Consider the following 562-nt stretch of genomic DNA (forward strand, 5'->3'; position numbering starts at 1 on the left):
GCCGTTGTTGATGTTGTTGGTGATGTTGGTGATGTCGTCCGTGTTCTGCGTCACACGACCGTCGAGGTTCGTGATCGCGCCGGCCACGTTCGTGTACGTGGTGGTGCCGCCATTCAGGATGAACGTCGGGTTCGAGATCGAACCGTCGCTGTTCACCGTCGAGCCGCCGCCAATCACGTTCGCCGTCGAAGCCGCCACGTTGTACAGCTGCGAGCCGTTCACCGCGTCAAGGCTCGATGCGTTCACCGCGCCGTTGGCCACGTTGTGCAGCGCTACCGGCGTGGTCGAACCCGCACCGCCCAGCGTCACCGAATCGTGTGCCGACGAGTCGTACATCACCGCATCAGCCATCGTGCCGTTGATGTTCGTGATGTCGCCGCTGATCGACGTGAATGCGTCGCCTGCGTTGTTGAACGTCTTGCCGCCGATGATGTAGGTCGGGTTCGAGATCGAACCGTCGCCGTTCACCGTCGAGCCGCCACCCATCGAGTCAGCCGTCGAGCTGGCCAGCGCGTAGAGTTGCGAGCCGTTCACCGCGTCCACGCTCGAAGCGTTGACCGCG

At 63.0% G+C, this 562-nt stretch carries 1 pseudogene; it reads right to left on the bottom strand.

Annotated elements, in window-relative coordinates:
• Positions 1 to 562 (bottom strand): annotated as a pseudogene (locus tag U5768_RS31855) (adhesin); the annotation flags it as partial.

The sequence above is a fragment of the Paraburkholderia sp. J76 genome (genome assembly GCF_905220295.1).
In the GTDB taxonomy this organism is placed as follows: Bacteria; Pseudomonadota; Gammaproteobacteria; order Burkholderiales; family Burkholderiaceae; genus Paraburkholderia.